The 25626-nt window shown below is 47.3% G+C and carries 21 protein-coding genes and 1 tRNA gene; 18 read left to right on the top strand and 4 right to left on the bottom strand.

All coding sequences use genetic code 11. From position 1 onward, the window contains the following. Positions 1 to 40 precede the first annotated feature (40 nt). Together CSD97_RS05560 and CSD97_RS05555 are read left to right on the top strand one after the other, a co-directional pair. Complete coding sequence (locus CSD97_RS05560; RefSeq protein ID WP_016273500.1) at positions 41 to 802, top strand: SDR family oxidoreductase; 762 nt, start codon at positions 41 to 43, stop codon at positions 800 to 802. A 100-nt stretch (positions 803 to 902) separates the two neighbouring features. After that, positions 903 to 3107, top strand: coding sequence for an alpha-galactosidase (locus CSD97_RS05555; RefSeq protein ID WP_098032064.1), 2205 nt, complete (start codon positions 903 to 905; stop codon positions 3105 to 3107). 342 nt (positions 3108 to 3449) lie between these two features. On the opposite strand, the gene CSD97_RS05550 is transcribed toward CSD97_RS05555, so the two are convergent. Next, positions 3450 to 3522: transfer RNA gene (locus CSD97_RS05550), tRNA-Lys, on the bottom strand. 138 nt (positions 3523 to 3660) lie between these two features. Between CSD97_RS05550 and ettA the strand changes: the two genes are divergently transcribed. The 8 genes from ettA (at position 3661) to CSD97_RS05505 (ending at position 17546) form a co-directional block, all read left to right on the top strand. Next, complete coding sequence (ettA, locus tag CSD97_RS05545; protein WP_098032063.1) at positions 3661 to 5358, top strand: energy-dependent translational throttle protein EttA; 1698 nt, start codon at positions 3661 to 3663, stop codon at positions 5356 to 5358. A 224-nt stretch (positions 5359 to 5582) separates the two neighbouring features. Beyond that, on the top strand, positions 5583 to 8330 hold the full coding sequence (locus CSD97_RS05540; RefSeq protein WP_005828100.1) for a TonB-dependent receptor: 2748 nt from the start codon (positions 5583 to 5585) through the stop codon (positions 8328 to 8330). A 12-nt stretch (positions 8331 to 8342) separates the two neighbouring features. Then, the gene (locus tag CSD97_RS05535) at positions 8343 to 10835 is read left to right on the top strand and encodes a choice-of-anchor J domain-containing protein (protein ID WP_034528708.1); all 2493 of its coding nucleotides are present in this window, start codon (positions 8343 to 8345) and stop codon (positions 10833 to 10835) included. Between the two features lie 97 nt (positions 10836 to 10932). Beyond that, positions 10933 to 12222, top strand: coding sequence for a DNA/RNA non-specific endonuclease (locus CSD97_RS05530; protein WP_005828102.1), 1290 nt, complete (start codon positions 10933 to 10935; stop codon positions 12220 to 12222). Between the two features lie 146 nt (positions 12223 to 12368). Next, complete coding sequence (locus tag CSD97_RS05525) at positions 12369 to 13706, top strand: DEAD/DEAH box helicase (RefSeq protein ID WP_057087953.1); 1338 nt, start codon at positions 12369 to 12371, stop codon at positions 13704 to 13706. Between the two features lie 274 nt (positions 13707 to 13980). After that, positions 13981 to 15048, top strand: a complete 1068-nt coding sequence (gene serC / locus CSD97_RS05520) for a 3-phosphoserine/phosphohydroxythreonine transaminase (RefSeq protein WP_005828105.1) — start codon at positions 13981 to 13983, stop codon at positions 15046 to 15048. A 110-nt stretch (positions 15049 to 15158) separates the two neighbouring features. Next, positions 15159 to 16082 (top strand): NAD(P)-dependent oxidoreductase, encoded by a 924-nt coding sequence (locus CSD97_RS05515; RefSeq protein ID WP_057097950.1) that lies wholly within the window; start codon positions 15159 to 15161, stop codon positions 16080 to 16082. 216 nt (positions 16083 to 16298) lie between these two features. Continuing rightward, the gene (locus tag CSD97_RS05505; RefSeq protein ID WP_098032062.1) at positions 16299 to 17546 is read left to right on the top strand and encodes a DUF1015 domain-containing protein; all 1248 of its coding nucleotides are present in this window, start codon (positions 16299 to 16301) and stop codon (positions 17544 to 17546) included. A 60-nt stretch (positions 17547 to 17606) separates the two neighbouring features. On the opposite strand, the gene CSD97_RS05500 is transcribed toward CSD97_RS05505, so the two are convergent. After that, complete coding sequence (locus CSD97_RS05500) at positions 17607 to 17996, bottom strand: hypothetical protein (protein WP_016273509.1); 390 nt, start codon at positions 17994 to 17996, stop codon at positions 17607 to 17609. Then, positions 17993 to 18541: a sigma-70 family RNA polymerase sigma factor gene (locus CSD97_RS05495; RefSeq protein ID WP_035448201.1), complete on the bottom strand. Its 549-nt coding sequence runs from the start codon at positions 18539 to 18541 to the stop codon at positions 17993 to 17995. The genes CSD97_RS05500 and CSD97_RS05495 overlap by 4 nt, the downstream gene beginning before the upstream one ends. 143 nt (positions 18542 to 18684) lie before the next feature. Here CSD97_RS05495 and CSD97_RS05490 point away from each other — a divergent pair, with 143 nt between their 5' ends. The 5 genes from CSD97_RS05490 to CSD97_RS05470 all read left to right on the top strand — a co-directional run bounded on the left by CSD97_RS05490 (position 18685) and on the right by CSD97_RS05470 (position 21823). Then, positions 18685 to 19080 carry a DUF6249 domain-containing protein gene (locus CSD97_RS05490; protein ID WP_016273511.1) on the top strand — a complete coding sequence of 132 codons (396 nt, stop codon included), beginning with the start codon at positions 18685 to 18687 and terminating at the stop codon, positions 19078 to 19080. A gap of 50 nt (positions 19081 to 19130) precedes the next feature. Further along, positions 19131 to 19706, top strand: coding sequence for a flavodoxin family protein (locus tag CSD97_RS05485; protein ID WP_005828115.1), 576 nt, complete (start codon positions 19131 to 19133; stop codon positions 19704 to 19706). An 18-nt stretch (positions 19707 to 19724) separates the two neighbouring features. Next, positions 19725 to 20126 (top strand): FKBP-type peptidyl-prolyl cis-trans isomerase, encoded by a 402-nt coding sequence (locus CSD97_RS05480; RefSeq protein WP_008663162.1) that lies wholly within the window; start codon positions 19725 to 19727, stop codon positions 20124 to 20126. A 64-nt stretch (positions 20127 to 20190) separates the two neighbouring features. Further along, positions 20191 to 20373, top strand: a complete 183-nt coding sequence (locus CSD97_RS05475) for a hypothetical protein (RefSeq protein ID WP_005828120.1) — start codon at positions 20191 to 20193, stop codon at positions 20371 to 20373. Positions 20374 to 20482: 109 nt separating this feature from the next. Continuing rightward, a complete protein-coding gene (locus CSD97_RS05470; protein WP_098032061.1) occupies positions 20483 to 21823 on the top strand; it encodes an MATE family efflux transporter in 1341 nt (446 codons plus the stop codon). Here CSD97_RS05470 and CSD97_RS05465 read toward each other — a convergent pair. Further along, positions 21820 to 22971 carry a glycerate kinase gene (locus CSD97_RS05465; protein WP_098032060.1) on the bottom strand — a complete coding sequence of 384 codons (1152 nt, stop codon included), beginning with the start codon at positions 22969 to 22971 and terminating at the stop codon, positions 21820 to 21822. The genes CSD97_RS05470 and CSD97_RS05465 overlap by 4 nt on opposite strands. 130 nt (positions 22972 to 23101) lie before the next feature. Here CSD97_RS05465 and CSD97_RS05460 point away from each other — a divergent pair, with 130 nt between their 5' ends. The 3 genes from CSD97_RS05460 (at position 23102) to CSD97_RS05450 (ending at position 25604) form a co-directional block, all read left to right on the top strand. Next, positions 23102 to 23698, top strand: coding sequence for a YigZ family protein (locus CSD97_RS05460; protein WP_098032059.1), 597 nt, complete (start codon positions 23102 to 23104; stop codon positions 23696 to 23698). Positions 23699 to 23855: 157 nt separating this feature from the next. Beyond that, positions 23856 to 24980 carry an HpaII family restriction endonuclease gene (locus tag CSD97_RS05455; protein ID WP_098032058.1) on the top strand — a complete coding sequence of 375 codons (1125 nt, stop codon included), beginning with the start codon at positions 23856 to 23858 and terminating at the stop codon, positions 24978 to 24980. A 60-nt stretch (positions 24981 to 25040) separates the two neighbouring features. Further along, the gene (locus CSD97_RS05450) at positions 25041 to 25604 is read left to right on the top strand and encodes a nitroreductase (protein ID WP_098032057.1); all 564 of its coding nucleotides are present in this window, start codon (positions 25041 to 25043) and stop codon (positions 25602 to 25604) included. Positions 25605 to 25626 lie beyond the last annotated feature (22 nt).

Below are 25626 nucleotides of genomic sequence, written 5' to 3'. Positions count from 1 at the left end.
ACCTTTGTTGGCAGTATTGATATTAAAACTTAATAACATGATGGAAAAGAAGATTGTACTCATCACCGGAGCCTCCTCGGGAATAGGGGAAGGCTGCGCGCGTAAATTTGCCATGAACGGTTACCGGCTTATACTCAATGGCCGTAATGTGGAGAAACTGAATGCTGTAAAGAAAGAATTGTTGGAGAAATATGGAGCCGATGTGTATCTGCTTCCTTTCGATGTCCGCGACCGGCAGGCTGCCCGTGCCGCCCTCGAATCCCTTCCGGAGGAATGGAAGGCGATAGACATACTGGTGAACAATGCCGGACTCGTCATTGGGGTGGACAAGGAACATGAAGGCAATCTGGATGAATGGGACATTGTCATCGACACTAACGTGAAAGCCTTGCTTGCCATGACCCGCCTCGTGGTTCCCGGTATGGTGGAGCGTGGCCGTGGTCATGTTATCAATATGGGGTCCATTGCCGGAGATTACGCTTATCCGGGAGGCAGTGTGTACTGTGCTTGCAAGGCTGCCGTCAAGGCCCTTTCCGACGGACTCCGCATCGACCTGGTGGATACCCCGGTACGCGTAACGAATATCAAGCCGGGGTTGGTGGAAACCAATTTCTCCGTCGTCCGTTTCCGTGGTAACCGGGAGGCGGCCGATAATGTATATAAAGGTATACGCCCGCTGACCGGCGACGATATAGCCGAAGTGGTCTATTTCGCCGCTGCCGTCCCCGAGCATATCCAGATTGCGGAAGTGCTGGTGATGCCTGCCAACCAAGCCACGGGGACAATTGTCAGCCGGAAATAGAATTTGTATAAGGATATGATAAAATGATACTATTTTATCTTCGGGGAAACGCCTACATTTGCGCACAGCTAAATGAATATAGAATCTAAACAAGAAAAGCATGAATTTCAAGAAACGAACAAATTTTCTCTTTGGAGCACTGCTGCTGACCGGCAGTTTGTTGGCTCAAAACGTATGTGTATCCACTCCGAAAACCTCTTTGGTGCTTTCGGCTCCTGAAGGCGGTACACTGAGACACTTGTATTATGGTAACAGACTTTCTGAAGCCGACTTGCAGAATATCTCTGCGGCAGAAGCGAACCATGCAGCCTATCCCGAATATGGATTGAACGCTCCCGTGGAGACGGCCCTCGCTGTGAAGCATGCCGACGGTAACATGACCCTCCAGCTCGAAGTGCTGAATGTGACTACCGAGAAGGATGGGAATGCCGTGACGACTGTCGTGGCGCTGAAGGATAAGGTGTATCCCTTCTTCGTCAACGTCTGTTACCGTGCCTGGCAGGATGCCGACGTGATAGAATCCTGGACTGAAATCTCCCATCAGGAGAAGAAGCCGGTGGTGCTCAATCAGTTTGCTTCCGGCTATCTGCCCATCCGCCGTGGCGATGTATGGCTATCCCATCTCTCCGGCTCCTGGGCCAATGAAGGGGTTTTGACGCAGGAACCTCTCACTCCGGGCATGAAGGTTATCAAGAATAAGGACGGTGTGCGCAATTCCCATACTGACCATGCCGAAGTGATGTTCTCCCTTGACGGCCGTCCGCAGGAGAACACGGGCAACGTGATTGGTGCAGCCCTCTGTTACAGCGGCAACTACAAGCTCCGCATTGAGACGCACGATGATGAATACCACCATTTCTTTGCCGGAATCAACGAAGAGAACTCTACTTATTCCTTGAAGAAGGACGAACTTTTCCGCACTCCCGAACTTGCCCTGACTTATAGTAATGAAGGCTTGAGTGGCGGCAGCCGTAACTTCCATCGCTGGGCACGCCTGCACAAACTGGCGCACGGCACTACCCCCCGCAAGATTCTTTTGAATAGTTGGGAAGGCGTGTACTTTGACATCAACCAGCAAGGTATGGACCAAATGATGGCGGACATTGCCTCCATGGGTGGCGAGTTGTTCGTGATGGACGATGGCTGGTTTGGCGACAAGTATCCCCGTAAGAACGACAGCTCATCACTCGGCGACTGGGTGGTGGACAAGAACAAGCTTCCGAACGGCATTGAAGGCTTGCTGAGTGATGCCAAGAAACATGGCGTCAAGTTTGGCATCTGGATTGAGCCGGAGATGGCGAACACTACCAGCGAACTCTACGAGAAGCATCCCGACTGGGTACTTAAGGCTTCCGAACGTGACGTTGTGTTGGGACGCGGCGGCACGCAGGTAGTGCTTGACCTTGCCAATCCTGCCGTGCAGGACTTCGTTTTCGGTGTGGTAGACAACCTGATGACCTCTTATCCTGAAATAGATTACATCAAGTGGGACGCCAATATGTCTGTCCAGAACCACGGTTCGCAATATCTGACGAAGGATAATCAGAGCCACATGTACATCGAATTTCACCGCGGCTTCGAGAAAATCTGCCAGCGCATCCGTGCCAAATATCCCGACCTTACCATCCAGGCATGTGCCAGTGGCGGCGGTCGTGCCAACTACGGAGTGCTGCCTTACTTCGACGAGTTCTGGGTAAGCGACAATACCGATGCCCTGCAACGTGTCTATATGCAGTGGGGAACTTCCTATTTCTTCCCCGCCATCGCTATGGCATCGCATATCAGTGCTGCCCCCAATCATCAGACGTTCCGCACCATCCCTCTGAAATATCGGATAGACGTTGCCATGAGTGGTCGTTTGGGTATGGAAATTCAGCCCAAAAATATGACGGAAGAAGAAAAGGCTCTTTGCAAGAATGCCATTGCCGAGTACAAGACCATCCGTCCCGTAGTACAGTTGGGAGACATTTACCGCCTGCTCTCTCCTTATGACAAGCAAGGTGTGGCTTCTCTGATGTACGTGGCTCCGGAGAAGGACAAGGCAGTCTTCTATTGGTGGAAGACGGAACATTTCTGTAACCAGCACCTGCCGCGTGTGAAGATGGCAGGGCTCTGTGCCGACAAGCAATACCGGGTGCATGAACTGAACCGTATAGATAATGTTCCCTTGAACTATGAAGGAAAGACTTTCAGCGGTGCCTATCTGATGGCAAACGGGTTGGAGATTCCTTACACACATAAGGTGGACTACCACAAACAGACCGACTATTCAAGCCGTGTGCTTTATCTGGAAGAGGTGAAATGACGTGAATAAAGGTGAGGTTTAGCCGCGTAAAGGTGAACTTGAGCGGCGTAAAGGTGAGGTTGATGGGTACAGTTGGTACAGTGGTACAGCGTCTCTTCTATCTCACACACGCATGTATATAAATAATGTACGCGTTATGAAGTAATGTACATAAGCACATGTGTGTGAAGCAGAAGAGGCGCTGTACCCACTGTACCAATTGTACCACTGTTTGGATGTCCAACTTTTCTTTTCGTACCCTTTTGGGACTTTCAGGTAAGATGGAAACATAAAAAAAGTCCCACAATACATTGATATTGTAGGACTTTTTTCTTTTTGTCGCCTTCTGGCTTTGTTTCTATGTGAACCGCTTGGGGCTCGAACCCAAGACCCCAACATTAAAAGTGTTGTGCTCTACCTGCTGAGCTAGCGATTCAATCCTTCATTGCTGTTAAGCGGGTGCAAAGATAGATACTTTTTTGAAATTTGCAAAATAATATCATCTTTTTTCTTATCTTTGTCCCCATCAATCCTTGATATTAATCATTATCACTGAACATTAATCATTAAATACATGGCAACAGTAGACGATAAAAAGATTATCTTTTCTATGGTTGGGCTGAATAAAACCATTCAGCAGAACAACAAGCAGGTACTGAAGAACATTTACCTCTCGTTCTTCTACGGGGCAAAAATCGGTATCATCGGTCTGAACGGTTCGGGTAAATCGACCCTGCTGAAGATTATCGCCGGATTGGATAAGTCCTATCAAGGCGAAGTGGTATTCTCGCCGGGATATTCTGTGGGGTATCTGGCCCAGGAACCGTACCTCGACCCCACCAAGACCGTAAAGGAAATTGTAATGGAAGGCGTGCAGCCTATTGTGGACGCGCTGGCAGAATACGAGGAAATCAATCAGAAGTTTGGCTTGCCCGAATATTATGAGGCCCAGGACAAGATGGACAAGCTCTTCTCCCGCCAGGCCGAGTTGCAGGACATCATCGACGCGACCGATGCCTGGAACCTCGACAGCAAGCTGGAGCGTGCCATGGATGCCCTCCGTTGTCCGCCCGAAGACCAGTCCGTAGAACATCTTTCCGGTGGTGAGCGCCGCCGTGTGGCCCTTTGCCGCCTATTGTTGCAGAAGCCCGATGTGCTTCTCCTCGACGAGCCCACTAACCACCTTGATGCCGAATCTATCGACTGGCTGGAACAACACTTGCAGCAGTACGAGGGTACGGTGATTGCCGTGACGCACGACCGTTATTTCCTTGACCATGTGGCAGGCTGGATTCTTGAACTGGACCGTGGCGAGGGCATCCCCTGGAAGGGGAACTACTCCAGTTGGCTGGAACAGAAAACTAAGCGCATGGAGCAGGAAGAAAAGACAGCCAGCAAGCGCCGCAAGACACTGGAACGCGAGCTGGAATGGGTACGTATGGCTCCCAAAGCTCGTCAGGCAAAGGGGAAAGCCCGTCTGAACTCCTACGACAAATTACTGAACGAGGACGTGAAAGAGAAGGAAGAGAAGCTGGAAATCTTTATCCCGAACGGCCCCCGTCTGGGCAACAAGGTGATTGAAGCCAAGCAGGTGGCAAAGGCGTTCGGCGACAAACTGCTGTTCGACGACCTCAACTTCATGCTTCCACCCAACGGAATCGTGGGTATCATCGGCCCTAACGGTGCCGGTAAGACCACGCTTTTCCGCCTTATCATGGGGCTGGAAAAGGCAGATAAAGGCGAGTTTGAGGTAGGGGAGACCGTAAAGGTGGCCTACGTGGACCAGCAGCACAAGGATATCGACCCCAACAAGAGCGTATATCAAGTCATCTCCGGTGGAAACGACCTAATTCGCATGGGTGGACGCGACATCAATGCACGCGCCTATCTGTCCCGTTTCAACTTCTCCGGCGCCGACCAAGAAAAGCTCTGCGGGGTGCTTTCCGGTGGTGAGCGCAACCGTCTGCACCTGGCGCTCTGCCTAAAGGAAGAAGGTAATGTACTGTTGCTGGACGAGCCCACCAACGACATCGACGTGAATACGCTCCGTGCTCTCGAAGAAGGTTTGGAGGACTTTGCCGGATGTGCCGTGGTCATCAGTCACGACCGTTGGTTCCTCGACCGTATCTGTACGCATATCCTCGCTTTCGAAGGAGACTCCAATGTGTTCTTCTTTGAGGGCTCTTATTCCGAATATGAGGAAAATAAACAGAAACGTCTTGGGAAAGAAGAACCCACCCGTGTACGTTATAGAAAGCTCATGAATGACTGATTTCAGTGCGAATTTGAAAGTATATTCTTTTACTTGTTGACAATACGAAAGCCCTGCTGTAGAATGCAGGGCTTTTTTTGTTTAAAAATATCTCAAAAAAGCCTTTCTACCTTCAAAAAATGTAACATAAATATAACATTAATCTCGTTTTTATTAGTTATATTTGCGACTTAAAACATAAATTAATGTTTAATTAACACTATCTATTAACAAAAAACAGAATTATGAGAAAACATCTAATTCAATTCCTGTTGGTTGCAGTGTTGTCGGTATTCAGTGCCGCTGCATTTGCTCAGACTACAGTGAGAGGTCAGCTTGTTGATTCAGAAACAGGTGAACCGTTAGTGGGTGCCGCCGTCATGGTGGAAGGTACTACACAAGGATCGGTGACCGACATTGATGGCTATTTCAAGCAAAGCGTTGCTTCGAATGCGACATTGCTATTCAAGTATGTGGGGTATAAAGACCAGAAGAAGAAGATTACGCAGAAGGGCGCTTCTGTGGATTTGGGTGCTATCCCAATGGAACCGGATGCTGTGATGCTGAAGGACGTAGTGATTACATCGTCTATTGCTGTGGCACGCAAGACTCCGGTTGCAGTATCTACTGTCGACCCCGTATTTATTGAAGATAAGATAGGTTCTCAGGAGTTACCGCAAATCTTGAAATCTACTCCGGGTGTTTATGCTTCTAATGAGGGAGGTGGCTTTGGTGATTCCAACATAAAGATTCGTGGTTTTAAGTCAGAATATGTGGCTATGATGATTAACGGTGTACCCATGAACGGAATGGAAAACCAGAAAGTATACATGAGTAACTGGGGTGGTTTGATTGATGTGGCCAGCAGTATTCAGGTACAACGTGGACTTGGTGCCAGCAAGGTGTCAACTCCTTCAGTAGGTGGCTCACAAAACATTATAACCAAGACTACTGATGCCAAGAAAGGCGGCTTCATCTCTTACGGCATGGGTAATGACGGCTACAGTAAAGTGATGTTCAGTGTCTCTTCCGGTCTGACAAAAGATGGTTGGGCCTTTACTTTATTGGGTGCCAGAGATAAACGCGACGGTTATATTCAAGGTACGGAATCCGAGGCCTACACTTGGTTCATGAGTATTGCAAAACGTATCAATGACAACCATCAACTTTCATTTACAGCTTTTGGAGCACCTCAGTGGCATAATCAGCGTAATATGGCAAATGGTTTGAATATCAAGGAGTATCAGCGTGTAAAACAATGGATGGGTGAGGAAAGTCCCTATCGTTACAACTCTACTTTCGGTTATCGCAATGGACAAGTGATGAACTCTTCACGTAACGAATACCATAAGCCCCAGATGTCTCTTAATCATTTGTGGCAAATCAACCATAAGTCAAGCCTCAGTACAGCAGCTTATATGTCTATCGGTACTGGTGCGGGCTATAGTGGTACGGGGGTAACGGGGTACACCAGCTCTTGGTACGGTACGGCCAGTGATGGTACGGTGAACACTCAGTTCCGTTGTCCTGATGGTACTTTTGATTATGATGCTGTGGATAAGCTTAATGCAGATAACTATACTAATCCGGTGAATGTGAGTGGAATGCCCGGTTATAAAGGTTCGCTGATGATTATGAACAAAGCCTCGAACGACCATTTCTGGACAGGATTGATTTCTACTTATACCACTAAGTTTGGTGATTACTTTGATTTCTATGGTGGTATTGACTTCCGCTATTATAAAGGTTTGCACAAGAATGTCATTACCGATCTTTTTGGAGGGCAGTATTATGTAGACTCTTATAACCGTAAGAGTGTATTGGCTGAGAATAGTGTGAATGGTGGAGTCACCTCCTGGGTAAACCAGAAGTTGGGAGTAGGAGATGTGATTCGTCGTGACTACGACGGTTTTGTGATGTACGAAGGTGGTTTTGCCCAATTGGAGTATAATAAAGATAAAGTGAGTGCATTTGTTTCAGGTGGTCTTACAAATACCAGTTATTGGCGTAAAGACCGTTTTTATTATAGTGGTGACAAACAGCTGTCTTCGAAGAAGCATTATTTGGGAGGCAATGTGAAAGCTGGTTTGAATTACAACCTTGATGATTACAATAACGTATTCTTCAATACCGGATTTATCAGCCGTGCTCCTATTTTTGATAATACCTTCATCAATTCTCAGAGTTCACATGAGCGTAATCCCGATGCTAAGAATGAGAAAGTTTACTCTTTCGAATTAGGTTATGGATATCGTAGCCAGTATTTTTCAGCCAATGTAAACGCCTATTATACTATGTGGAAAGACAAGGCTTTATATGATACCGGATCCTATGAAGACGTAAACGGGGCTTCCCAGCGTTGGACAATGAACATGACCGGTGCGCAGGCTAACCACATGGGTATAGAGCTTGACTTTATTGCCAAGCCTTTCCGCTGGATGGAAGTTAACGGTATGTTCTCTTGGGGAGACTGGCGCTGGAATGGGACAGCGAAAGGCTTCATGATGAATACTGAAGGCCAGATTATGGCGAATAGCCGTGGTGAAGTGGTGACAGATATGAGTAATGTAGATCAGTACAAGTATACCATTGAAATGGATAATGTACAGGTGGGCGGTTCTGCTCAGACTACAGCTGCTTTGGGAGTGACATTCCGCCCAATGAAAGGCTTGCGTCTTAATGCAGACTGGAACTTCTTTGCACGCAATTATGCCGATTATGACATTGATGCGAGCCAAGCCACTCAAAAAGAGGCTTACGTGGTGGAAAAACCTTGGGAGATTCCTTCATGGAGCACATTTGATGTAAGTGCAGGATATACCTTTGACTTCGGTAAGATTCGTGCTACACTGAGCGGCAATGTGAACAACTTGTTCAACCAAGAGTACATAGCCGATGCACGCGATGGAAGTAACCATGACTGGGAGACGGCCACACGTGTTATCTATGGTTGGGGACGTACTTATACTGTAAGATTGAAGTTGAATTTCTAAGCGAACATATTTATGAAAAAACATATATTATTAGGAACCGCACTGGCTTCGCTGTTTGCACTTGGGGCCTGCGATTATAACGAGGATAATTTCCCCGGATTTGATGAAAAAGAAACCATCACGGATGTCAGTACCGATACCCTCGTATTGGCTGATGCCCATTATGGCAAAATAGCTTCTATGCCGAAGAACCAAGGGATAGCTCTCGCCAAGGATCCCGAGGGGCAGACTTATCTTACGGCATTGAACCAGCTGGGTAAAACCAAGATGTTTACTGATATGGTAGCTCCTGAAGATTATCTGCCTGCATTTGTCGATTCGCTCTACGCATATCTGTCAGATGGTTCCAAGGTGCTGGTGCAGTACAATATCGGCAAGGAGCAACCTGAATATCTCTCGAAGATAAACGAAGCTCAGACTTTCGATCTTACTTCTGATAATTACGCTACAGTATGGGGGGAAAGCATGGTAGTGAAATATCTCACCCCTTCTACGTTGAAGAAGCTTCCTGCTTTGTTGAAGGAAGGTATCAAGAACCCGAAGACGGGAGATGTGTGCCAAGTGAATTACGCTTGGTCGGAGACCGAGCCCAGTACAGGCGGCGGTGCAGTGAAAATGGTATACCAGAAAGTAACTTCTATTGATGCCGAAGGAGGTAATTATGTCATTGTGGCTCCGACGAAGGACAATACTTGGATTCCTTTCGGTCAGTTCAAAGACCCGGATAAGACGTATGGTTATATGGAGGGTGAACCGGTAGAGATTGCGGATGGTTTCATCACCAGCGATGTGTCCAATCATATCATGACACTTACTCCTACGGAAAAAGGTTTCACTATGCAACGTCCGGATGGCAAGTTCATTTATCAGAGTGGTACGTTTAACAGTTTCAACATCGGTACTTCCATACCCGAGGGTGGGGATTGGAGCTTTGCTTACAACTATGACCGTAAGGCATTTGATGTAAAAAATGTGGAAAAGGACAAAATCATCAAGCTGAATTTCTATGAAAAAGGAAACTCTTATTCATACGGTTCTTATCCGAATGCTACGTTGGGCATTTATATGAATGAGTCGTTCAATGGAAACGAGGGCGGTTTCACTACTCAAAATGTGAAACTTACCGGCACGTTAACTAATGTATGGAAGGTGGATGGTAAATATGGTTGGAAGGGTAGTGCTCATGTAGGAGATAGCGATTTTGAATCGGAAGCATGGGTGGTTTCTCCTATTATAGATTTAGCAAAAGCGAAGGCTCCTCTTCTTAAGGTAGATATTGCCATTAATTTCTTGAATGGTAACAATCGTGCTGATTTTATTGAATTGCTGGCTTCGGAAGATTATGTGGATGATGTGGCTACTGCTGAATGGAAGGCTCTGAATGTACCTCAATGGCCGGAAGGCAAGAATTGGAATTATGTAAATTCCGGTGATATTGACCTGAGTGCTTACGAGGGCAAGAAGATAGCCATTGCTTTCCGTTATAAGAGTACTACAGAGTGTGCGCCTACTGTAGAGTTTAAGAATATGTCACTTACAAGTACCGTATCAGGGTATTATGAGGGTGTGGATATTTATAAGGAGATTCCTGAATCAGAAGCTGAAATGCCTGCTCGTGCCGTTACCCGTGCATCAGACGTGAAGCCAAATGCTTCTGCTCTCTACCAGTATGACGGTTCGGCTTGGACTGCCTACGAAGAAAGCGCAAGTATCGGTATCCGTGTGATGCAACCTGCCGATTATGTTTCTACCGGTTCGGACTATTTGAGCGATGCTGATGCCGTATTGCCCGTTTATCTGAAGAATGCATTCCCTTACGCACAGAGCGGGGATGTCAAGGCAGTAGTTTATTTCGGAAATAAGGAGTATGATGTGATGGCCGATGAATATGGCTTCGATGGCACTGCATGGGTGAAGAAGAATACCGAAACGGAAACTGCTGAAATGGCATTCCTGAAGACTGACGGCAAATGGATGGAAGCAAAAGAGTATTATAGCAATGACTTTGCTGGTGAACTTCATAACGATGCCCAGATTGTGAATGTGAAGCTTGATGGCATGAATTATGTATGGAGTGCAGGTGCAGGTTATACCCGTATCAAGGCAAGCGGTTATTATCAGCGTAACCGCGATACGGAGGCATGGCTTGTAACCGGTGAGGTAGATCTTACCGAAGCTATTGCCCCACAGATGGTATTCACTGCTTCGGCAGACTATTTGTATGGAGGCAAAATTGAGAACGCAGTGTCTGTACATGTGTCCGAAAATTATATCCCTGCGGCTTCTACTGCTACTGAGGAAGAGAAGATTGCAGCATTGCAGGGAGCGGCTTGGAGTGATCCGTTGTCGTTCGAGTGGCCTACAAGCTCTAAAGAGATCGAAATGCGTACTTCCATGGCTGACTATGTGGGCAAGAAAGTATATGTGGCATTCCGTTATGCAAGTAATACTGATCCTGGATTTGCTCCTACATTCTACATGAGTAACTTTGTGGTGAAGGAATAATTCCTGAGGTTGTGCAATAGACAATGTGGTAATGGACTTTACTGTCCATTACCACATTTGCATTCTTAGTATCGTAAAATCAAATTTAGAAACATAGATGAAAAAACTGTCTTACTTATTTCTTTTGCTGGTCGGAATTTGGCTGGCTGGATGTGATGATTCTTCAGAGGCTTCGCTCATTCCCGAGATAATACCTACCGAGCAGGGTTCGGATACTTACGTGATGAAGGGCTATGAGTCGAGCGACAATGGTTTCAACGTGTATAAGCCCAAGGCTATCGGCACCCCTTTCTATATCCAGTCCAAAGCTTTTACCGGGCGTAATTACGCATTTGCTCCTGTTAATAGTGAGTCGCTGGAAGGGCTTACTGTTGTTCCGTCTGCCGATGCTTTCAGCGAAAGCGTTGAGGTGAAACCCTCTACGTGCTATTGGGTGCGTTTCAACCGCTACAATCATTATCAGATGGGCAAGCTCCGCGTGGCCTATATTCACGGTAATGAAGTGGGCATAGAGTATGTGGCTTCTGAGGATATAGATGTGAAAAATGCCAATATTGCTGATAACAATAAAGCAGACAATCTTGAAATCCCAGCTCTCAATGCAACCAATCAATATATTGAATACTATGCAGGCGTGTCTGATGAGGAAGGTGCCGGGCAGGTACTCAATTTCTCTTTGGAATACATCGCTTCCAAGAAGCATTCGGCTTGGGTGGCATTCAGTTTCGACCCGATTACTGCGCAAGACAACGTGAAGCGTGCCAACGAGTGGAATCAAGACGACCCCAATATTGACAACAGCGTGGAGGTGACTGAATCCATGCATAAGAGCGATGGGTACGACAAGGGGCATCTTTGTGCCAGCGAAGACCGTGTGTACAGTAAAAGTGCCAATAAGCAGACCTTCTACTACAGTAATATCTCGCCACAGATAGGGAGTTTCAATCAAAAGTATTGGGCGGCTCTTGAGAAGCAGGTGCAGACTTGGGGACGTTCCACCATCAATGGCACATACGACAAACTTTATGTCGTGAAAGGTGGTACTACTGACCGTTTGCTTACCAATTTCACAGGTGTGAAGAAAGCCAATGACGGGCTTTATCCCACCACTAATGCCGACGGGCTGACACTTGGCGGACTCATTTGCCCCAGCTATTATTACATGGCTCTGTTGAGCGAGAAGGCAGGGGTTTATCATACTATCGCTTTTTTAGTCCCTCATTCTGAATTATTGCCAGAAAAACCTGGAAAAGATGAATTTATGGTTTATGCCGTTTCTATTAAAAATTTGGAGTACGAAACCGGTATCGACTTCTTCTGTAACCTGCCTAATGAGATAGAGAAGACTGTAGAAGCTACTTATAGTGCTGACGATTGGGCTTGGTAAAAGCTTCAGAAACTATAAGGAGAGTCTCCCCTTTTAGTATGACGGGCATGTCATGATTTAGGTAGCTTTCTTAAAAGCTGTTTTTGTTTTGATGGAAACTGACTTCTTATCCGTATCTTTGCATATTGATTAAAAAAGAGATATTCATGGAACTTTCGGATATACTTCATAATTTGAAGATACAAGAACTTACTCCGATGCAGGAGGCTGCTAAGGAAGCCTATCAATCAGCTAAAGATTTAGTACTTCTTTCGCCCACCGGTTCGGGTAAGACACTGGCTTTTCTCCTTCCGCTGGTACAGACCTTGAAAGCGGATATACAAGGTGTGCAGGCTCTTGTACTAGTACCTTCACGCGAATTGGCTTTGCAGATAGAAACTGTGTTCAAGTCTATGGGAACTCCTTTCAAAGCTATGAGCTGCTATGGCGGACGCCCTGCCATGGAAGAACACCGGACAATGAAAGGCGTTCATCCCGCTGTCATTATCGGTACTCCGGGACGTATGAGCGACCATTTGAGGAAAGAGAATTTCAATGCCGCCACTGTCGTCACTCTGGTGATAGATGAATTCGACAAGTGTCTTGAGTTCGGTTTCCATGACGAGATGGCAGAGGTTATCGGGCAGCTTCCCTCACTGAAAAAGCGTGTGCTTCTCTCGGCCACCGATGCAGAGGAAATACCGCAATTTGCCGGAGTAGGAGGTGATTCCCCGTCTTCCGTCTCCCGGCTCATGAAGCTTGATTTTCTTGCTCCGGAAGCCCTTGCTCCGCGTCTGCGGCTGCATAAGGTCGTTTCTCCGGAGAAGGACAAGCTGGAGACCCTCTATAACCTGCTTTGTACTCTCGGCTATCATTCCACTCTGGTATTCTGCAATTATCGTGAAAGCGTGGAGCGTGTTGCCGGGTACCTGCAAGCCAGGAAGTTCCCTTGCGACATGTTTCATGGCGGTATGGAGCAACCCGACCGCGAACGTGCGCTTTACAAGTTCCGTAATGGCAGTTGCGCCGTGCTGATATCTACAGATCTTGCCGCCCGCGGACTGGATATTCCGGGTATTGAGAATGTGGTGCATTACCATCCTCCCGTAAACGAGGAAGCCTATACGCACCGTAATGGACGTACTGCCCGTTGGGAGGCATCGGGAAATGCATATCTTGTCCTGCATGCCGAGGAGCGGGTACCCGAGTACATTTCTGAAGACATCGAAACGTACGAGTTTCCGGAGACGCTTCCCAAACCGGCCAAGCCCCGATGGGCTACCTTATATATAGGTAAAGGGAAAAAGGATAAGTTGAACAAGATAGATATTGTCGGCTTCTTGTATAAAAAAGGAGGAATGGCGCGTGAAGATGTCGGGCAGGTGGACGTAAAGGAACACTATGCCTTTGTAGCCGTGCGCCGCAGTAAAATGAAACAATTGCTGACGCTGGTACGCGGTGAAAAAATCAAGGGAATGAAAACTGTTATCGAGGAAGCAAAGTGATTTATCTTATAAATATTCATTTTATTTGCGCTTATTCTTTTGAATATGAAGTAATGAAACCGCCTTGCTTTTAGTTTCTCTAAAAGTATTATCCTTGATAAGTAAGGATAACAAAATGGTGTATATATCTTGTATAAACCATTAAAAAGTAAGCTAAATGCGGCCTAAAAATAGAATTTCATCAGGAAAGGTTTGTTTTGAAGAAATATTTCCGTAATTTCGCAAAGTCGAAAGACATTAATGAACGAAATTGTATAACCAAAACAAACTTCAAATGAAAAAGCATAATTTCAATGCAGGACCTTCTATCCTTCCTCGTGAGGTGATTGAGAATACGGCACAAGCTATTCTTGATTTCAATGGCTCAGGCCTCTCACTGATGGAAATCAGCCACCGTGCCAAAGACTTCCAACCCGTTGTGGACGAAGCTGTGGCATTATTCAAAGAATTGCTCAATATCCCCGAAGGATATTCGGTACTGTTCTTGGGCGGTGGTGCCAGTTTGGAATTCTGCATGGTACCCTTCAACTTCCTTGAAAAGAAAGCTGCTTACCTGAATACGGGTGTATGGGCCAAGAAAGCCATGAAAGAAGCTAAGGCATTCGGTGAAGTAGTTGAAGTCGCTTCTTCCGCTGAATCTACTTATACTTATATTCCGAAGGACTATACAGTGCCTGCTGATGCAGACTATTTCCACATCACTACCAACAATACAATCTACGGTACGGAACTGAAAGAGGATTTGGATGTAAACGTTCCGATGGTGGCCGATATGTCTTCTGATATTTTCTCCCGTCCCATCGACGTATCCAAATATATCTGTATCTATGGTGGTGCGCAGAAGAATCTGGCTCCTTCCGGTGTTACATTCGTCATCGTGAAGAATGACGCGCTGGGTAAGGTATCCCGCTATATCCCGACCATGCTGAACTATCAGACGCATGTGGACAGCGGCTCTATGTTCAATACTCCTCCCGTTGTCCCCATCTATGCAGCCCTGCAGACATTGCGCTGGATTAAGGCAGAGGGTGGCGTGAAGGAAATGGAACGCCGTGCCATCGAAAAGGCCGATATGCTGTATGCCGAAATTGACCGTAACAAAATGTTTGTAGGTACGGCTGCCAAAGAAGACCGTTCACGCATGAACATCTGCTTTGTGATGGCTCCCGAATACAAGGAATTGGAAGCTGACTTCTTGAAGTTCGCTACCGAAAGAGGTATGGTAGGTATCAAGGGACACCGTTCTGTAGGTGGATTCCGTGCATCCTGCTACAATGCCATGCCGAAGGAAAGTGTGCAGGCTTTGATTGACTGCATGCAGGAATTTGAGAAACTTCATTAATAATATTGTTTTTCACCACAGATTACACAGATTTGCACAGATTGTTTTTATGATTAAACTCTGTGATAATCTGTGTAATCTGTGGTGAGTCTTTTTAATATCATGAAATTATGAAAGTATTAGTTGCAACAGACAAACCGTTTGCCAAAGTGGCAGTAGACGGTATCCGTAGAGAAATAGAAGCAGCAGGTTACGAACTCGTGTTGCTGGAGAAATATGGCGAAAAAGCCAAGCTGCTGGAGGCTGTGAAAGATGCCAACGCTATCATTATCCGCAGTGACATCATTGATGCTGAAGTGCTGGATGCCGCCAAGGAACTGAAGATTGTGGTGCGTGCCGGTGCCGGTTATGACAATGTGGACCTGGAAGCAGCTACTGCCCACAATGTATGTGTAATGAATACTCCGGGACAGAACTCCAATGCTGTGGCCGAGTTGGCTTTCGGCTTGATGGTGATGGCTGTCCGTAATATGTATAACGGTACTTCCGGTACGGAACTGATGGGCAAGAAACTGGGTATCCACGCTTATGGTAACGTGGGTCGCAACGTAGCCCGTATTGCCAAAGGCTTCGGTATGGAGATTTATGCGTTCGACGCTTTCTGCCCGAAAGAAGTAATCGAGAAGGATGGAGTGAAGGCTGTGGGTTCTGCTGAAGAGCTTTACTCTACTTGCGATGTCGTTTCCCTGCATATTCCTGCAACTGCCGAAACGAAGAATTCCATCAATTATGCATTGGTGAACAAGATGCCGAAAGGTGGACTGCTGGTGAACACAGCCCGTAAGGAAGTCATCAATGAAGCCGAGCTTATCCAGCTGATGGAAGAGCGTACCGACTTGAAATACATGACCGACATTATGCCTGCTGCCAATGAAACATTTGCAGCCAAGTTTGCCGGACGTTATTTCTCTACACCGAAAAAGATGGGTGCCCAGACTGCCGAAGCCAATATCAACGCAGGTATTGCCGCTGCCAAGCAGATTGTAGGCTTCCTGAAAGACGGTTGCGAGAAGTTCCGCGTAAACAGGAAATGAGATGAATAGTAAGACTACCTATAAATGTTCAGTTCTTTATTTAGCAATAGGTGCTGGTATATTTTTATTAAGTAGTATATTCAGAAATGAATTGTCAGATTTCGCCCTCGGTTTTTGCGAGGGCGTATCTATTGTACTGATATTAGGTAGTGCAATTTATCTGGTAAGATATTTCGTGAAAAAGAAACCTCAATAATCCATATAAAACACTCTCTTATGGCTATAATAAAACCCTTTAAGGGGATTCGTCCCCCTCAGGATTTGGTGGAACAAGTAGCGTCCCGTCCTTACGACGTATTGAATTCTGCAGAAGCACGTGCAGAAGCGGAAGGTAATGAGAAGTCCCTATATCATATCATCAAGCCGGAAATAGATTTTCCCGTCGGTACGGATGAACATGACGAACGTGTTTATCAGAAAGCTGCAGAGAACTTCCGTAGGTTCCAGGAGAAAGGCTGGCTGGTGCAGGACGATAAAGAAAACTATTACGTCTATGCCCAGACCATGAACGGCAAGACACAGTACGGTCTTGTTGTCGGTGCCTATGTTCCCGATTATATGAACGGTGTCATCAAGAAGCACGAGTTGACTCGTCGTGATAAAGAGGAGGACCGTATGAAGCATGTCCGCGTGAACAATGCCAACATTGAGCCCGTATTCTTTGCCTATCCCGATAACGCTGCACTGGATGCCGTCATTTCCCGTTATACAGCGGGGAAACCGGTATACGACTTTATCGCTCCGGGTGACGGTTTCGGCCATACCTTCTGGATTATAGACAAGCAGGAGGACATTGATGCCATTACCCAAGAGTTTGCCCAAATGCCCGCCCTCTACATTGCCGATGGGCATCATCGCAGCGCCGCTGCCGCTTTGGTGGGTGCGGAGAAAGCCAAGCAAAACCCCAATCACCGTGGTGACGAAGAGTACAACTACTTCATGGCTGTGTGCTTCCCTGCCAACCAGTTGACTATTATTGACTATAACCGGGTGGTGAAGGACTTGAACGGCATGACTCCCGAAGAGTTTCTGGCTGCTGTGGGCAAGAATTTCATCGTGGAGGAGAAAGGTGAGGACATCTATAAGCCGTCCGAACTGCATAACTTCTCCCTCTATCTGGACGGAAAGTGGTACAGCCTTACTGCCAAACCGGGTACTTATAATGATAACGACCCCATTGGAGTACTGGATGTAACCATCTCCTCCAATCTGATACTGGATGAAGTGCTCGGCATCAAAGACCTCCGTTCCGACAAGCGTATTGACTTTGTAGGCGGCATCCGTGGTCTGGGAGAGTTGAAGAAGCGGGTGGACAGTGGTGAGATGAAAGTGGCATTGGCCCTCTATCCCGTTTCCATGAAGCAGCTGATGGACATCGCCGATACGGGCAACATCATGCCTCCCAAGACAACTTGGTTTGAGCCGAAGTTGCGTTCGGGACTGGTGATTCATAAACTAGACTAAATGAATTGATATAAACTGAAACGGGGATGTCTTCCAATAAAAGACATCCCCGTTTTTCGTTCAGAACTCTGGAAGCTTAGGAGTGTGATGTTTGAAATACAGTTTTCTCATCCACCGGTCAAACAGGATGAAAAGCGGAATGGTCAGAATCAGTAGGAGATAAAAGCAAGGAATCTGGATACTTTCTGACTGTGGGAGGGTGGTGGGCGTAAAGGCTTCCCGGATGCTGTCTCCGAAGTACAGAACCAATCCTGTCCCACTGACACCTATCAAGAAGATAGCAGCGGCAATAGTTGCAAGCAGAATTCTTCTTTCTGATTTCTTCTCGCGCAGACGTATGGCTTCTTCTACCTTCTGCATGGTGCGGTAGGTAAAATTGGACGGCAGGCGGAAAGTAGTCTGTTCTCTTACCGCCTTTTTCAATCCTCTATCTTTTAGTTCTTCGTTCATACTTTTTCTTGTTTCATCAACACATAAATCTTTTTACGTATACGGTGTAGCTTCACTTTTGCGTTGCTTTCCGTCAGTCCCAGGATGAGAGCGACCTCATTCAATGTTTTTTCTTCATAATAGAACAGGCTTATCAGTGCCTGTTCCTCGGAATCGAGTTGCTCCATGGCTCTGTTCAATTTGGCAATTTGCTCTTCCCCTTCATCATTTAAGGCTTCATCTACTTGTGTATCGGATATGTTGGCAAGCAGTGTATCATCCATGACAAAGGTATCAAATTTCTTTTTCCGTGCACTCGAGATGGCCGTATTATATGCAATCGAATAAATCCACGTCGAAAAAGAACTGGTGCCCTTGAAAGACGAGAGATGCTGGAAGGCTTTCAGGAAGACATCTTGGGTCAGTTCTTCGGCATCTTCCTGGTTGGAGACGATACGGGCCACCAGGATGAATACCTGCTGGCCGTATGTGTTGAGAAAATGCTCGTAAAGAGCAGTCTCTCCCCTCAAGATGCGCTGGATGATATGTCTCTCGTCGTCTTTCATTTTGTCTGTTAGACGCAAGTTTGTTTGGTTGGTTACAGATTTTCGGAAGAAAAAATATTTTTCCGGAAAAGTGTAACCTCATGTAAACTGCCGCGTCTAAAGGGTACAAAGAAACGAAATTACTAATTTAAATTGAAACGAATATGATGGATTTTATTATGGTGCCTGCGGTGATGACAATCATTACTTTAGGAGTTTACAAATTGTTTGAGCTGTTTGTTTGTAAGAAGGAAAGAATCATGCTGATTGAGAAGATGGACGAGCGGGGACTACTCCCTCAGATGGATACGCCTAAATTACGTGGAAGTAGCTTTTCGTTCTCTGCCCTGAAAATAGGATGTCTGTTGGCTGGTATGGGACTTGGGTTATTGCTGGGTTATCTTATCTGCTATGCGACGATTCCCAATTACTTTACTGCGGACAGAGACTGGATGTATAGGGAGACTGTTTCCCTTATTTATGGGGCTTGTGTGCTGGGTGTTGGTGGAATCGGACTGATAGTGGCTTTTATTACAGAACTAAAACTGAACAAGAAGTAAGGTTATTATGTAGAAAATGCCGATCTTTGCTGAAAAATTAAGAGTATGCAATGAAGGTATTGATTCTTAACGGTAGTCCTCGTCGTCATGGCAACATGTCGAAAATGTTGGAGCTGATGAAGCAGGAACTTGAAGGCTGCGGAGTTGGAACAGTTTATATAGACGTTCCACAGTTGCAGGTACATCCCTGCATCGGTTGCATGAAGTGTCGCAGTTCATTGAAGTGTTGTCTGCCCGAGGATGGGGCACAGAGAGTGTTGCAGTCTATGAAAGAAGCCGATGCAGTGATAATCGGTGCCCCTTGCTATTGGGGAAACATGCCGGGAGAAGTGAAAGTGCTTTTCGACCGTATGGTTTACGGTATGATGGGGGAGAACTCCTGGGGAATGCCCCTTCCGCTTCATAAGGGCAAGAAAGCGATTGTGGTAAGCACTTGTACTACCCCTTATCCTTTCAATATTCTCTATAATCAGACGCACGGTGTGGTGAAAGCTTTCAGGGAGATTCTGAAATGGAGTGGTTTCAAGATTGTGAAAACCATTGAGAGGGGAGGTACTAAGAAGCATCCTGAGCTGACGGAAAAGGATATGCGGAACTGCAAGAAAGCAGTGCACAAATTATTGTAAAGTATTGAAAAAGTCAATATGAGTAGAAAAGAAGAATATAAATTGCAGAACGAACAGTTTCTGGAGCAGTTGCGTACGGCAGAAGGAATCAAGGAATTGCCTTGCGGCATACTTTATCGGGTATTGGAGGAAGGCAGAGACGGTCCGACACCACGTCTCAACAGTGTAGTATCTGTGCATTATAAAGGCACGCTTATTAATGGGCGTGAGTTCGATAATTCGTGGAAACGGAATTGTCCGGAGGCTTTTCGTCTGAATGAAGTGATTGAGGGCTGGCAGATTGCCTTGCTACGAATGCATCCCGGAAGTCGTTGGATTGTATATATCCCTTACACCATGGGATACGGTACACGTACCAGTGGACCCATTCCGGCGTATTCCACACTGATATTTGAAGTGGAATTACTAAATATCTCGTGACACTGCTGAACAATTTGCTTTTTTATCTTGTTCTCATATAAGAATTTAGAAAAACTCAATAGGTATGAATATAGATAAGAAAGCAGGGCATATTGACCCGAAAGTAGCATTGTCCCAGGCAGAACATGAAAAGGGAACAGTACCCGGACAACAGATTGGCCTTTACGGTAATGCAGACAAGAGAGATGTTCGTCAGGTCGTAAAGATTCTGAATCCTGACAAAAACAGTATGGAGAGCAGAGGTTAACCCTCTGCTTTTTTTATTACATGCCTCTTTCTTCGTCGAGTCCAGATGATTTGTTGGAGGGTTTTGTATCTTTGTACCCGGAAATGAAACTCTTAAAAACAAAAGCAGGATGCTACGGAAAGGAGACCTCACTCAAGGAGGCATAACCGGTACTTTATTACATTTTACCCTACCCATGATGGTAGGGTCTTTTTTGCAGCAATGCTACAACATTGCAGATACGCTCATTGTAGGCCAATGCATTGGTGCAGGGGCGTTGGCGGCGGTCGGTTCGGCATACACATTGATGGTTTTCCTTATATCCGTTTTGCTGGGACTGGCGATGGGCAGTGGCACTGTGTTCTCTTTACATTATGGTGCCGGAAACCATGTAGCACTGCGTCGTAGCATATTCAGTTCGTTTGTACTGATAGGTATCGTGACATTGATACTGAATGTAGCCGTTTTTATCTGGCTCGACCCTATTCTCCGGCTGTTGCAGGTCCCGCAAGACATATACGGCATGATGCGCAGCTACTTGTGGATAATCTTCTGCGGTATAGTTTTCACCTTTATCTATAACTTCTACGCATCTCTGCTGCGTGCAGTAGGGGATTCTGTCACTCCGCTTTGGTTTCTGGCAGTTTCTGTCGTTCTGAATATAGCGCTCGACTTGTTTTTTATCCTACAACTGGATTGGGGGATTCAGGGTGCGGCTGCGGCCACTGTCCTCGCTCAAGGAGTAGCTGCTCTGGGCATCATCATTTATACTTACAGAAGGCGTCCGGAACTGCGATGGCATCATGAAGATATGTGTTTTGACCGTACTTGCTTGAAGGAAATAGCTTCCTTCTCTACACTGACTTGCGTCCAACAGTCGGTGATGAATCTGGGAATCCTGATGGTACAGGGGCTTGTCAACAGCTTTGGAACAGCGGTAATGGCAGCTTTTGCGGCAGCTGTGAAGATTGACTCTTTCGCCTATATGCCCGTGCAGGAATTTGGGAACGCCTTTTCCACTTTCATTGCACAGAACTTTGGGGCAGCACGTTACGACCGTATCCGCCGGGGTGTTCGCAGTGCATTTGTCACGACTGTTGTTTTTTCGCTCCTTGTGTCCGTATTGGTTTTCATCTTTGCCAAACCGTTGATGCTTATCTTTGTCCGTCCGGACGAAACGGAGATTATTGCGGTGGGAGTGGCGTACCTACGCATCGAAGGTGCTTTCTACTGTGGCATCGGCATCTTATTTTTGCTGTACGGATACTACCGGGCCATCCGTATGCCGGGCATGTCTGTTGTGCTGACTGTGCTGTCGCTGGGTACCCGTGTCGTTCTTTCCTACTGGCTGGCCTCGATGCCCGAGGTTGGGGTGACGGGCATCTGGTGGTCCATCCCCATCGGCTGGCTGATTGCTGACGTGGTCGGTATCTGGTGCTATCGGTATGTTAAAGGAGTTAGAGGGAGTTAAAAGAAAATCCGGCAAATTTGCTCCACTGTCCTTCGGATATTTTCTTGAGCAAATTCAGGCTGCATGGCCTGCTCCAAAGAGACGGGAGAGGGGGTAATGGAGAATACGCCCCGGAATCCGGCTGCATTCAGTATCCCGGCATCCTCTATCGCTCCTGCCAGCAGGATGACGGGAATATGTTGCCTTCTTGTTTCCTGCAAGATGCCCGAAGGCACTTTCCCCATAAGAGTCTGCCGGTCCGATTTCCCTTCTCCAGTGATGATGAGGTCGGCATCCTTAATCTTTTCTGTAAAGTCCAGAGTTTCCAAAAAAAGCTCTATGCCGGGTTTCAACTGTGCATCCAAAAATGCGTGGAGACTGCCGCCCATGCCGCCTGCCGCACCGGCACCGGGATGCAAGGATACGTCTTTGCCGGTAGTGTGGAATATGACGTCTGAAAGATGCTGCATAGCAACATCCAGTTCCTTTACCATATCTGCGTCTGCTCCTTTTTGGGGAGCGAATATGTGGGCTGCTCCATTGGGACCGAAGAAAGGATTGCGTACATCACACGCCGCCGTGAAACATGTCTTTTTCAGTGCGGGATGGGCGGAAGAGCTGTCAATGGAGCTGATTTCCGATAGAAGGGCACCGCATAGGGCGATGCCTTTTTCCATGCTTCCCACTTCGTGTCCTTCTTTATCGAAGAAACGGAATCCCAATGCTTGCAGCATTCCCAGACCGGCATCGTTCGTGGCGCTCCCTCCAAGTCCGATGACGAAACGGAGGCATCCCCGTTCCAAGGCATCGCGTATCAGTTCGCCCGTTCCGAAGGTGGTGGTTTTCATCGGATTCCTTTTGTCGGCAGGAACCAGTGGCAGTCCGCTGATGGCAGCCATTTCTACGAATGCGGTATTGCCGTCTCCGGAGATGCCGTAACTGGCATCGCACGGTTGCATCAACGGGTCGTGGGCACGGACGGTGATACGTTTTCCGTTACTGGCTGCAAGCAGGACGTCGAGCATGCCTTCTCCACCGTCGGCCACGGGGAGCACGATGGTCCGGCATTCGGGACATGCGGCATGTACCCCTTGGGCGGCAGCTTCTCCGGCTTCTGTCGAGGTGAGGCAGCCTTTAAAGGAATCAAGGGCAATTACTATCTTTTTCATAAATACGTTTTTTATAGTTTCGTCATGCTTCGGATGACAAGTTGTACAATTGCAAAGGTATATACAAAATTTCATTTCTTTTTCATGCAAGCATGAAAGTTCTGTCTTCAGTTTGCATTATCTTTGCAGCATGAACGAAGATACGTATAAAACCATCGTTGCCCTTTCCGAGGGCATTTACACTGAAAAGCGCAGCAAGTTCATTGCCATCGCCCTGCCGGTGCGTACAGTAGAGGAGGTGAAGGCGCATCTGGAAACTTACCAGAAGAAATACTACGACGCCCGCCACGTGTGCTACGCCTACATGCTGGGCCATGAGCGGAAGGACTTCCGTGCCAACGACAACGGGGAGCCTTCGGGCACGGCAGGCAAGCCGATTCTGGGACAAATCAATTCCAACGAACTGACGGATATTCTCGTCATCGTAGTGCGCTACTTCGGCGGTATCAAATTGGGTACGAGCGGACTGATTGTAGCCTATAAGGCTGCCGCTGCCGAAGCCATTGCCGCTGCCACCATCATTGAAAAGACGGTAGATGAGGCAGTGACTTTTCTCTTCGAATACCCCTTCATGAACGATGTGATGCGGGTGGTGAAGGAGGAGGAGCCGGAAATTCTGGAACAGTCGTATGATATGGACTGCCGTATGACGCTCCGCATCCGTCAGTCCATGATGCCGAAGTTGCGGGCACGGTTGGAGAAAGTAGAAACATTAAGGTTTGAATAATACAACAAATGGGATAAGAGCCCCTTTTAATAGGGAAATTGTTCGTTTCCTTTAACGGAACAAGTTGTTTTGTCCTTCGGAACAGACTGTTTTCTTTGCGGAAACGGCATCACTCCTTATGAAAGGCTGACTCCCTCCTTTAAACAAAAGAAAATTTATGGCATTTAGTGCAACAAAAAGAGAACTGGGTGAGCTCTACACCTTCTTTCGCCTGCTGGCGGATGGAGCCGTGTCATTGGGTACACCGAAAGCTGAAAAAGACGAAACTCTGCGCTGGCCCGTTGCCTTGATACAGAGGGAAGAGCATGACGGTACGCGCCGTTACTATATCGAAGCGCAGGAAGTGCGCATTGTCAGCGGAACTACCGGGAAGGACGGTTCGTTTGTTCCGGGCGAGAAGGAGGAACTGCGTTTCCCCCGCGAAGACTTTGGTGATGCGGCAGAGTTGGTTCTGCATCTGTTGAAGAACGTTTCGGGCGAGGAAGTGGAAGTATCCGAAGGTTTGGAAGCCTTTTTGGATGCTGTCAACATCTTCGACCTGGAAGCAAAGACGGAGGACCGTACCGACTTCTCCGTTGCCTTCTGGCATCCCGAAGCACCTCTGACGGGCTTCAATGTCCGTTGTCGTCTCGCCCCGATGAATCCGTTGCTGGACGGAGGGCGCACGGCAAATCTGAAGCTGGAGCAAAGCGGTGTCAAGTTTGCCGTGCCCACGGTGAACAAGGTGAATGCCCTGCCGGAATCTCCTACGGAAGTGGCAGAACGCATGATGATGATTGAGCGACTGGGTGGCGTGCTGAAGTATGCCGACGTTGCCGACCGCGTGTTCCGTTGCAACTTGCTGATGATAGACCTCCACTTCCCTCGCATGCTTGCCGAGATGGTGCGCTTGATGCACTTGGACGGTATCACCCGCATCAGCGAATTGACGGAGCGCATCAAGGAGATGAATCCGTTGAAGATAAAGGACGAGTTGATAAACAAGCACCGCTTCTACGAGTTCAAGATGAAGCAGTTCTTGCTGGCGCTTGCCCTCGGCATGCGTCCTGCCAAAATTTATAACGGTACGGACTCTGCCGTCGAAGGTATCTTCTTGACGGACGGCAACGGGCAGATACTCTGCTACCACAAATCCCGTCCGCAAGTCTTTGCAGACTTCCTTTATCAGAACACGCGTTTGGAGAAAGGTGCCGTAGAGAAAGATAAATACGGCTTCTTGGAGCGCGAGAACGGCGTCTGGTACTTCAAGCTGAATGTAAAGATTGGGCTGGTGAAACGGTGAAACAGCCCCACTGAACACGTACTGATGTGCATTATCAACTATCAATTCTCAAATAAATAAATGAACGAGACATTACAAACCATCAAGGTACGCCGCAGCGTCCGTGCCTATACGGAACAGCAAGTTTCCGCAGAAGATTTGAACCTTATCCTTGAGGCGGCTACCTATGCTCCCAGTGGTATGCATTTGGAGACGTGGCACTTTACCGCCATCCAGAATAAGGAGGTGCTGGAAGAGCTGAACGATAAAATCAAAGGTGTCTTTGCCAAGAATGACGACCTCCATACACGGGAGCGTGGACACAGCCAGACTTATTGTTGCTACTATCATGCCCCCACGTTGGTCATTGTCTCCAATGAGCCGGACAAGTGGTGGGCCGGTATGGATTGTGCCTGCGCCTTGGAGAACATTTTCCTTGCAGCCAAGTCCCTCGGCATCGGTTCCTGCTGGATTAACCAGTTGGGGCAGACCTGCGACGACCCCGATGTCCGCGCTTTCTTGACAAAGCTGGGTGTACCCGAGAGCCATAAGGTATATGGCTGCGCAGCCCTGGGATATGCTCCCGCCGATGCTCCGGTGAAGGAGAAAAAGGTGAAGGAAGGTACGGTGACCATCATCCGCTAAACAGAGATACCCGCAGGAGAGG

The sequence above is a fragment of the Bacteroides sp. AR29 genome, assembly GCF_900217715.1.
In the GTDB taxonomy this organism is placed as follows: Bacteria; Bacteroidota; Bacteroidia; order Bacteroidales; family Bacteroidaceae; genus Bacteroides; species Bacteroides uniformis.
Note: the sequence above shows the minus strand (reverse complement) of the source record. Positions and strands in the feature narration are given on the sequence as shown.